This is a genomic window from Marinimicrobium sp. UBA4509 (assembly GCF_002388575.1).
GTDB lineage: Bacteria > Pseudomonadota > Gammaproteobacteria > Pseudomonadales > Cellvibrionaceae > Marinimicrobium > Marinimicrobium koreense.
Genome location: NZ_DGMV01000060.1, coordinates 59,249 through 69,321, shown reverse-complemented (window position 1 = coordinate 69,321; position 10,073 = coordinate 59,249). Strand labels below are relative to the sequence as shown.

General features: G+C 58.2%; 5 protein-coding genes and 1 pseudogene. 4 read left to right on the top strand and 2 right to left on the bottom strand.

The window, feature by feature from the left end; all coding sequences use genetic code 11:
• The coding region (locus B3520_RS11655; RefSeq protein WP_286876098.1) for a glycoside hydrolase family 97 catalytic domain-containing protein at positions 1-981 on the top strand (981 nt) is incomplete at its 5' end.
• Positions 982-1,053: 72 nt separating this feature from the next.
• On the opposite strand, the gene B3520_RS11650 is transcribed toward B3520_RS11655, so the two are convergent.
• A complete protein-coding gene (locus B3520_RS11650; RefSeq protein ID WP_349678482.1) occupies positions 1,054-3,714 on the bottom strand; it encodes a LamG-like jellyroll fold domain-containing protein in 2,661 nt (886 codons plus the stop codon).
• A gap of 1,074 nt (positions 3,715-4,788) precedes the next feature.
• On the opposite strand from B3520_RS11650, the gene B3520_RS11645 reads away from it, so the two are divergent.
• Genes B3520_RS11645 through B3520_RS11635 form a run of 3 tightly spaced genes read left to right on the top strand, consistent with a single transcriptional unit; the run spans position 4,789 to position 9,639 of the window.
• Positions 4,789-5,352 carry a LemA family protein gene (locus tag B3520_RS11645; RefSeq protein WP_286806567.1) on the top strand — a complete coding sequence of 188 codons (564 nt, stop codon included), beginning with the start codon at positions 4,789-4,791 and terminating at the stop codon, positions 5,350-5,352.
• Positions 5,349-7,088 carry a DUF2207 domain-containing protein gene (locus B3520_RS11640; protein ID WP_286806570.1) on the top strand — a complete coding sequence of 580 codons (1,740 nt, stop codon included), beginning with the start codon at positions 5,349-5,351 and terminating at the stop codon, positions 7,086-7,088. The genes B3520_RS11645 and B3520_RS11640 overlap by 4 nt, the downstream gene beginning before the upstream one ends.
• Before the next feature lie 52 nt (positions 7,089-7,140).
• Complete coding sequence (locus B3520_RS11635; protein ID WP_286806571.1) at positions 7,141-9,639, top strand: bifunctional acetate--CoA ligase family protein/GNAT family N-acetyltransferase; 2,499 nt, start codon at positions 7,141-7,143, stop codon at positions 9,637-9,639.
• On the opposite strand, the pseudogene B3520_RS11630 reads toward B3520_RS11635, so the two are convergent.
• Positions 9,617-10,073 (bottom strand): annotated as a pseudogene (locus B3520_RS11630) (histone deacetylase family protein); the annotation flags it as partial. The gene B3520_RS11635 and the pseudogene B3520_RS11630 overlap by 23 nt on opposite strands.

Here is a 10,073-nt window from a genome sequence, read left to right as displayed (position 1 = left end):
CCCGGCACGCCGGCACAGGAGCGGCAGTTTGTCGACTACGCCAGTGAGTTGGGGTTCGAGTATAGTCTGGTGGATGATGGCTGGGAGAGTTGGGAGAGCCCTTGGGCATCACTTGAGCAGCTCACTGGCTATGCCAACGGGCAGAATGTCGACGTTTTTGTGTGGAAAGACTGGAATCAGGTCAAGGACCCGTCCGGTGACTGGGGCGCGTTGCGGGTGTTTCTCGATGGGGTGTGCAAAGCCGGTGCGGTCGGTGTGAAACTGGATTTTATGAATGCGGAATCTATAGACCGTATCCGTTTCGAGGAAGCCGCCTTGCGATTGGCGGCGGAGCGAAAACTGATGGTGGTGTTTCACGGCATTCAAAAGCCAACGGGCGAATCGCGGACCTATCCCAATGAAATTTCCCGGGAGGGAATTCGTGGTCTGGAGCTGAATCGTATGGATCAGCCCCTCCCAGCCAGTCACAATGCTGCCTTGCCTTTCACACGTTTTCTGGTTGGGCACGGTGACTATACACCGCTGGGCTACAGCCTGCCCGGCAACACCACCTACGCCCATCAATTGGCCACGGTGGTGCTCTTTACCTCGCCTTTTCAAGTAATCGCCGAACATCCCGACATGTTATTGCATAACGATGACGTGGCGGCAGGGCTCGAACTGCTCAAAACCATTCCCGCCGTATGGGATGAGACGCGAGTGCTGCCTTCCAGTCGTATTGGTGAACTGGCCCTAATAGCACGACGTTCAGGAGACCACTGGTATTTGGCGGCATTGAATGGCACTGATCAGCCGGTACGCATTGACTCGCTGGACCTGTCGTTTCTCGGTGAAGGCACCTACACCGCTGAGGTGGTTTTCAGTCCTGAACCCCGGCGCTTACAAAAAAGCCATGCTTCGGCACTGGATAGTCATAGTGAATATTCGTTGAAACTGCTGCCGCGAGATGGGGCAGTGCTGCGTTTCTCACCAACGCCTTAAAGTGTTCCGATGTTGAAAAACGGGCCGCAATGCGGCCCGTTTTTTGTGCGTCTGCTTCTTACTAAGCACGGCTTAAGGAATCACGGGATGATAAGTTTCATTCATCCAGTCCACCAGATGGCGGTCACTGCCCGTTTGTCGATACAGGTCGGGGAAGCCCGGCTCGATTTGATCGGTGTCGTTATCCCAGCCTATGACCTGACGGGAGTGTGTAAACTGAATTGCGCCCGCACCGCCGTACTCCGCGGGACCGGACGCGGTGGAAGACAGTGTGTTGGTCCGGGCCAGCGCATTGTTGCGTACCAGAACATCGCGTGCGGACTGCACGGAAATGCCGCCCCAGTTGGCGTCTTCCACAGTGTTGTTACTGATTATGAAATGACTTTGCCATTGAATGTCCAGCGGGTTGTCACCGGCGGAGATATTTTCCCGTCCACAAAAAAGGCTGTAACGATTTTGCGGTGTGTAGCGGTTGGTGAAAATACTGACGGCGGCCGGAGGCATAGTCGTCAGGGACGTAATGGGAATCCACTGGCCGGTGTTCGCGATGACGTTATTATCGAAAATCACGTTGCGAGCCCCGGAGCCATTGTTGCCCCAGGAATTGGAGCACGCTTTTACATCAATCATCAGGGGAAATTTAACGCCTTGGTGGGAGGTGTTGAAGAACGTGTTGTGAGCGATCAACGCGTGAGGGGCAGAAAACTTCGCGCCGTTGCCGCGGTTTTCGCCAAAGGTTGAACCGATAATGACATAGTTACTGCTGAACCGGCTGCCGTCCGGATTAAAATGATGCACCATGGTATCGTGCCGATACACGGAGGGAGTATTGGTCGGAACGGGCGTAGAGAATTCCAGCAGAGCACAGGCGCGTGCGGTGGTGCTGCCGTTGCTGTAGTTCACCGTGCCATAGGTCGACCAGTCCGGGTGTTTGCTGTCCACCACTTCTTTGCCGACCATTGTGCCGCGCCAAAGAAAGTTCATGTCCCGGTCACGCAACTCATAGATATCGCCCACTTTGGCCAGATCGACGGGACGAGGGTTTGAGGCATAACAAACGGACAGCGTATGGGTGTCCACATACTTGGGATTAAAACCCGTCAACTCCCGAATGACCATTCGATCCTCTGTGCCGCCGACGGCCTCCACGTTTTTAAACAGGTAGTGCCCGCGATTGTGAAACAAGAAGATACCGTCCGCCTTGGTGGCCACCACGGCATTGGGATCGGTCTCATTCGGGTCCAGAGTGGCTTTGAAGTTCTTCGCTTTCAGATATTGCACACCGCCAAAGGCCGCCAGGGCGTTTCCGGGGCTGGACGTAACGTGAATATTCTGGAGTGTCACGTGTTTTGAATGTTGCAGTGAAAAGGCCCGTTTCCCGCCGTAGTGGGCGACCAGATAATGCAGATCCGGGTCCACGGCGTCGTAAAACTCTGTATCGGCGCTGAGATCAATGACGGCGGACCCATTGGCCTGCACCTGAACGGTGTAGCTGCCGATATTGGATTCCTCATGCGGGCCGACAATGCTGTCCGTACCGCTCGCGAGCGGGTGAAGGTTGGCAAAGGGCAGCAGCAGCGAAGACCCCGTGCCGGAATACTGACCCACTGCACTCAAACTGTAACTCGTGTCCGGGGCGGCCCAGGTTACCATCGCGCCCATTTCGTCGATGTAATCTCGATAGTCGCGGGCGCTGCCGGCCACGGGTGTCAGCTCCAGCTCGTAATTTCCGAGTTTTTCCACATTGACCTTGGTCTGAAACGGGTACACTTCATTGAAAAAATCCAGCGTGAAATTCCGGATTTCCACTCGCTCATTGCCGAGACCGGCGCTGTCTTTTTCCAGCCAGAACATATCCCGTCGGGCGGCGTGGATTAATTTGGAGCCGTTACCATCAATGATCAGATCCGTTTGTCCGGCCACATTAATGGTGTTGCCATAGAGGTTGCGATTGTCGCCCACGTAGAACTCGCCGTTCTCGGGAAACAGTATTTTCACGATCTTGCCATCGTAAGCGCTGTTGTTCCTGGCGTCGTTCAACGCGTCTGCGATGACTTGCTGGTTTGCCACGCCGTGTGTCATTACACCGGCTTCGCCACTGGGCGGCGTTTCATCGGCGATGTTGAATGGCATTCCGTTGGCGGGAATCAGGTCATCCAGGTATAGCGTAACGAGATCGACAGCGGCATCGCCTTCGGTGTGACCACTGGCATCCTGTGGTGGCGTAACCTCGAAGGCCCAGGGACCGCGGGTGGAATCCTCAATGTAGTCCGCCAGAAGCTCGTCCCCGCTAAGGGCGGTGGTATAGACGCGCACCTGATCGAATTGGCCTTGCAGGGCACGGGTGGGTGTGGACTCAAACGTTTGTCCCACGCGCAGTGTGCGAATCGCGGTGAGATCAATACCGGACACCGGCACTTCACCGAGTAACTCCGCGTTCAGATAAAAGCGCAGGTACTCATCGGCTTTGATCACCGCGCTGATTTGCATCCATCCTTGCGTAATGTCATTGTCGCGCTCGATGTGGTTGAACTTAGGCGAGGCCACGACACTGGTGGTGGAAAAACCGGGAATCCGGTTAAGGCCGCCGCCCTCGGAGTAAAAGCGCACGCGCTCGTTGTTGTATATCTGGAGTCCAATCCACTCGCCGGCGCTGTTTTGCAGCGAGATCAGGTAACCTTTGTCGTTGTCGACCGGGCGTACCCAAATGGACAATGTCATTTCTGTGACCATGCTCATTTGCGTACTGGTAAAATCAGTTTCTAGTATCTGGTCATCGCTGAGTGCGTCACCCGCCAGGTTGAGTCCGCGCACAGCACCATGTCGGTCGGAGGCGGCGTTGGGGTCATCCAGAATCTTCACGGGGATGGGCGATTGATCATCCTCAAGTGTGAGGCTGCCCCACTGCACGATATCCAGCGTCTGCTGTTGTCCCGACCGGTCGCTGACCTCGGTGGATGAGGTGGAAATGTCATCAAGAGTCCAAAGTGCTATAAGGTTTGGGCGATGATCTTGTGCTAGGGCATCAGGAAGGGTTAGCAGTGTGATCGTTAAGAGAGCAACTGCACTGATGTATCGGTGCAGTCCAACACATTGGGTGCGGGTTAATGTTCCAGCGTTGATGTGCACGAGGGTGTCCTCCATCTATTATGGTTTTGATGCTAGAAGTGTCGCTAACGTCGACAAGAAGTGCAGCGGCAGAGAATATTGCCAGATGCGGGGTGTTACTATAATAGATATTGTAAGGTGCCGCTAACGTGCTTCGTTGCTGTGCGTGGTGCGAAATTGCTTTTTTCTTGAGAAATGATTCGGAGAATATATCGATAATGTTTTAAGTGGCTGACATCAAAGGGCTCTGAAGTATGTGGTCACTCCGGTCTGGACAATGAAGGAGCAGGTTTAGTACGTAATATTCTAGTGGGAAGCCGTAATATTCTAAAAAAGTCTTATATATAGTATTAACAGGAGGTTGTCCCTTGAATCTCCTGAGTAACATGCGTGTATTAAAGACCGTATTGATATCATTTGAGTCAATGAATACCCCTCTGAATCAGTCGGTTATATAAGTTTCCAAGTCCGGTTATGGCGGCATTGACGAGGGCTGTCCGCTATGCGGAGAGTCTTCTGTATAACAGCCAGGCCGCTTTGACGTGGTTCGCGTAGGAGGATCGGTCCGATATTTTGGAGGGCCAAAGGCCCGTTACCCACCGATCCGTCCAGAACCACGCTCAATCAACGATCAGGTATAGTAATACTCAGTCCCGCCCCATCGGCGGGATGCTATGGAAGGTTATAAAGGATAACGCTATGTCTGATTTCCTCTGGCCGGGATTGATCCTGGCCGCTGTCCTGATCTGGGCGGTGTGGTGTTTTAACCGCCTGGTGCGTCTGCGCAATCAGGTGCGTACCGCCTGGAGCGATATTGATGTGCAGCTGGCGCGCCGTCATGATCTTATTCCCCAACTGGTGCGAACCGTTCAGGCCTACACCGATCACGAACGGAGTCTCTTGACCGCCGTGACCGAGCTGCGAGCGCGGGCTGTCGAGAGCCAGCATCCAGGTCAGCTCGCCGTCCTTGAGAACGAGTTGGAGCAGTCGCTGTCTCGCCTTTTCATTCTCCAGGAAAGCTATCCGGACCTGAAAGCCGATGGCAACTTCAGTCAGTTGCAGCGCGACCTGGTGGAGACCGAAAATCTTCTGCAGTATGCACGGCGGTTTTACAACGGTGCGGTGCGTGCGCTCAATGATCGGGTGCTACAGTTTCCGGACCTTCTGATTGCGCGAGTAGCGGGCGTTTCAACGGCTGAGTTTTTCAGCGCAGCAGAGGATCAACGTGACGTGGTTTCGGTGAACAGGGAGGGAATGAAATGAAAGCGTTCTTGAATGGTCTGTTACTCGCTTTTTTCCTGGCGTTAGGCGTACTTCCGGCGTCAGCGCAGGAGCGGATTCTGAGTTTTCATTCAGACATCGTGGTCGAGGCCGACGGCACGCTTGATGTGACCGAGACCATCGAAGTGCGGGCCGAGGGCCGGAATATTCGCCGCGGCATCTATCGGGATTTTCCAACTCGTTATCGGGACCGTCGCGGTGACCGTGTGGTCGTCGGGTTTGAAGTGGTCAGTGTCACCCGCGATGGCAAACCCGAGCCCTGGTTTACCGAAGACCGGGCGAACGGCATTCGAATCAATACCGGCGACGACAGCTTCCTGCCGACGCCGCTCACCACCACCTACCGGATTCGCTATCGCACCAACCGGCAACTGGGTTTCTTCGAGCAGCACGATGAGCTGTACTGGAATGTGACCGGCACAGGGTGGATGTTTGACATTGCGTCGGCCTCGGCTCGGGTGCAGTTGCCCGGGGCGGTGCCGGCAGATCAATTGCAGCTGGATGTTTATACCGGCCCGCAGGGCAGTCGGGCCCAGCTCGCCCAAGCCGAGGTGACTGAACCGGGCGTGGTGCGTTTTGCCACCACTCAGCCGCTGGGTGTGCGAGAGGGGCTGACCATTGTGGTGGGTTTTCCAAAAAATCTGGTGGAAGAACCCTCCGCGGGGCAAACGGTCATCTGGTTTCTGACCGACAACCGGGCGCAGTTGCTCCTGATCATCGGGCTGCTGGCGGTGTTCGGTTACTATTTTCATCACTGGCGCCGAGAGGGACGTGATCCTCAGACGGGTCCGGTGTTCGCGCGCTATTTCCCGCCCGAGGATTTCTCGCCCGGCGGTTTGCGTTACCTGGCCAAGGCGCGCTACGACGATCGATGTTTCGCGGCGGACTTGGTGCACTTGTCCGTGAAGGGCCTGGTTGCCATTCACCGTGACAAAAAGTGGCACTCAGACAACTGGCGGCTGCAAAAACTCAGTGACGCGAACGACGTGGAACTCGCCCCAGCCGAGCGCGCCCTGTTTTCCCGGTTGTTCGTGGACGCAGACGAATTGGCTCTTGAACAGGCGAATCACACCATTTTGGGTGAAGCGAAACGCCAACATCAGCGGGCGCTCAAGCAGCGCTTCAAGCCCCGCTATTTTGTCGACAACGTGGGGATTACCGTCAAAGGCGCGCTGGCTTCTGTGGCGTTGGGAGCGGTGGCGTTTTGGTTGGTGGGCAATCTGGCCTCTCTGACGTTCTGGGCGCTGCTGTCGGTGGTGATTCTTCTCAATGGCGTGTTCGCCAACCTGATGCGCCGCCCCACTCGGGAGGGGCGTAAGCTGCTGGACCACATCGAAGGCCTGAAGTTGTACCTGTCGGTGGCGTCCAGAGACGAAATCGCGGGTCTGGAGCACCGCAACGCGGATGAGCCGCCACTCAACGCCGAGCGTTACGAAAGCCTTCTGCCGTTTGCATTGGCCCTGGGGGTTGAAGAGGCCTGGACCGGTCAGTTCATCAAAGCGGTGGGTATGGAGGCCGCCACCAGTGCGGCGCACGCTATGCATTGGTATCACGGTCCGCTTGGCCGTGGTGGCTTGGCGAGTCTGGGCAGTGATCTGGGCAAGTCGCTCAGCTCACAGATTGCCTCCTCGTCGGTCGCACCCGGTACCAGTTCGGGTGGCGGGGGCGGCGGTTTCTCCGGTGGTGGCGGTGGCGGCGGAGGTGGCGGCGGCCGCTAGCCGTGAGCGCCGGAGATCGCTAAGATCAGGTTTTAGGTCTACCGGAGCCCCCATGAGTCTCAAGCAGATCGATCAGTTGCTGAATCCGCGCTCGGTGGCGGTCATCGGTGCGTCCAACAAGCCGAATCGTCCGGGCAATGCCGTGATGCGCAATCTGCTGCAAGGCAACTTTGCCGGGCCTATCATGCCGGTGACACCCAAGTATCAGGCGGTCAACGGGGTGTTGGCCTATGGCTCGATCGAGGCGCTGCCGGAGGTTCCGGATCTGGCGATCATTTGTACCCGGGCGGCGCGGGTACCGGCGTTGATCCAGCAATTGGGCAAGAAGGGCACGCGCAGCGTGATTGTGATTGCCGCCGGACTGGATGAGGTGCATACCGCCCAGGGCACCAGCCTGCAGGAGCAGATGCTGGCCATTGCCCGACACTGGGGAGTGCGACTGCTGGGGCCCAATTGTCTGGGGTTGTTTGTACCCGCCATCGGGCTGAACGCCAGCTATGCCCACACTCATGCGCTGCCGGGCAAGGTGGCCTTTGTGTCCCAGTCCTCCGGGGTGTGCGTCACCATTCTCGATTGGGCGCGCCGGCGGCGCATCGGTTTCTCCCACTTTGTCGCTCTGGGCGATGGGGCGGACATTGACTTTGATGAGTTGATCGATTACCTCGGGCGCGACCCCAAAACCCGGGCCATTCTCCTGTATATCGATTCCATCCGCGATGGGCGGGCTTTCCTTTCAGCGGCCCGAGCTGCAGCCGCGGGTAAGCCGATCCTCCTGATCAAGGCCGGGAATGCCCGCGAGGTGTCGGATGCGGTCAGCAGGTTGCCGGCCGAACAGCGCGGTTCCGACCGGGTGTATGATGCGGCCTTCCGGCGTGCGGGGATGCTGCGGGTGCAGGACCTGAGGGACCTGTTTGCCGCGGTGGAAACCCTCGCTTATGGCCGGGAGCTCACCAGTGAGCGGTTGGTGATCCTGGGTAACGGCAATGGTCCTGCCGCCATGGCGGCGGATGCGCTGATTGAGCGCGGTGGGCACCTGGTGACCTTCAGCGAGCAGACCGAGCAGGCGCTGGCCCGGTTGGTGCCTCGCGGTGGGCGTGCCCGCAACCCGGTCAACTTGCTGGGCGACGCACCGCCGGAACTCTATCGGGAGGTGCTCTCGGTGATTCTGGCCAGCGGTGAGGCGGATAACATTCTGGTGATGCATGCGCCTTCGGCGCTGCACGTCGGCGAAGTCTACGCTGAGGCGATGCTGGATGCCTATGAGGCACACGCCGGGCGCAAGCCCAACCTGCTGGTGAACTGGATGGGCGAGGAAGCGGCTTATCCGGCCCGGGAGCGGTTTGCCCAGGCGGGTATTGCCTCCTTTCGCACACCTGAAGGCGCCGTGGCGGCCTTTATGTATCGGGTTCAATACCGGCGCAACCAGAAGCTGCTGTCGGAAACCCCGGACTCGGTCAGCGAGCTGATTCCCCACCACCCGCTATCGGTGCGCGCGCTCATCGAGCGGGCGCTGGCGTCACCATGGATCGAGCTGTCCGCTCCGGAGGCGGCCGAGATGGTGGCGGCTTACGGTATTCGCACTCGGAATCCGGACGCTGAGGACAGCGCCCAAGAGGTGTATCAGGATGGCGTTGCGCTGCGCATTCAGGTGCGGGTCGACCCGGTATTCGGGCCGGTCATCGCCCTGGGAGAAGCGGGAGGCACTGCCGACTGGCTGTATAACGCCGTGGTGGCTCTGCCGCCTCTGAATATGGCCCTGGCCCGTTATCTGGTGATTCAGGCCCTGGCCGAGGGCAAGATCCGCGAGCGCCATCAACCGCTGGAGCGTCACTCGCTCTGCCTGCTGTTGAGTCAGGTCAGTCAGCTGGTGGTCGACAATCCCGAGCTGGTCAGCCTGGACCTGCAACCGGTGGTGATGCGGCAGGGCGTCTACACCGCGCTGGAGGTCTCGGCCCGTCTTGCACCGGCCGAGCAGGCGCGTCCCATGGCCATCCGGCCTTATCCCAAAGAGCTGGAGGCGCGAGTGACCCTGAAGGATGGTCGCTCAGTGTTGCTGCGCCCGATCCGGCCGGAAGATGAAGCCCGTCAACAGGTCTTCGATCACGCCCTGAGCCGGGAGGACCGTTACAACCGCTATTTTGGCGAGGTGTCCGAGTTTTCGCACGAGCAGATGGCCCGTGTGACCCAGATCGACTACGACCGGGAGATGGTGTTCATCGCCACCGAGCGCGACGAGCGGGGTGAGGAAGTCACTCTGGGGATGGTCCAGGCCCAGATGGACCCGGACAACCACGAAGGTGAGTTCAGCATTGCCATTCGCAGTGATCTCAAAGGCTGCGGGCTGGGGCGGTTGCTGCTGGGCAAGATGCTGGCGCACTGCCGAGACCAGGGGACCCGTCATCTGGTGGGCTGGACGCTCCCCCAGAATCGGGGCATGGCCAGTCTGGCTCGAAGCCTGGGATTTCGGGTGAAGTACGATCCGGACGAAGAGGTCATCGACATGCGGATCGATTTACAGGCGCCGGACGCTACAGCTTCGCCAACGCCTTGATGTGGGCCACGGCGCTGCGTCCCAGGGCTGACAGTGCATAGCCCCCCTCCAGAGTGGAGACAATGCCTCGGCAGTGCTCGTCGGGGCTATCGCTCTCCCGGCTCTGATCCACCAGGGTCCGCAGTTGCTCGCTCACCCACTGGTAATCCCGATCGGTCAGGCTGGTGGAGGACATATCGTCCTCCTCATGGGCGTCAAAACCGGCCGAGATCAACAAGAGTTGTGGACGAAAACGCTTCAGCGCGGGCAGCCAACGCTCGGTGATGGACGCCCGAAATTCCTCACTGCGGCAGGTGGCGGGCAGTGGCACATTGACGATGTGGTCGCGCTTCACGTCAATGGGGGTGCCCGGGTAGAAGGGGTGCTGAAAGCTGGAACAGAATAAGACCCGGGGCTCATCATAGAACATGGTCTGAGTGCCATTGCCGTGGTGG

What these genes read in the sequence shown, in the direction of transcription:
- B3520_RS11650 (WP_349678482.1), bottom strand. Translation starts at nt 3,714, where the DNA reads ATGGTCACAGAAATGACATTGTCCATTTGGGTACGCCCGGTCGACAAC.
- B3520_RS11645 (WP_286806567.1), top strand. Translation starts at nt 4,789, where the DNA reads ATGTCTGATTTCCTCTGGCCGGGATTGATCCTGGCCGCTGTCCTGATC.
- B3520_RS11640 (WP_286806570.1), top strand. Translation starts at nt 5,349, where the DNA reads ATGAAAGCGTTCTTGAATGGTCTGTTACTCGCTTTTTTCCTGGCGTTA.
- B3520_RS11635 (WP_286806571.1), top strand. Translation starts at nt 7,141, where the DNA reads ATGAGTCTCAAGCAGATCGATCAGTTGCTGAATCCGCGCTCGGTGGCG.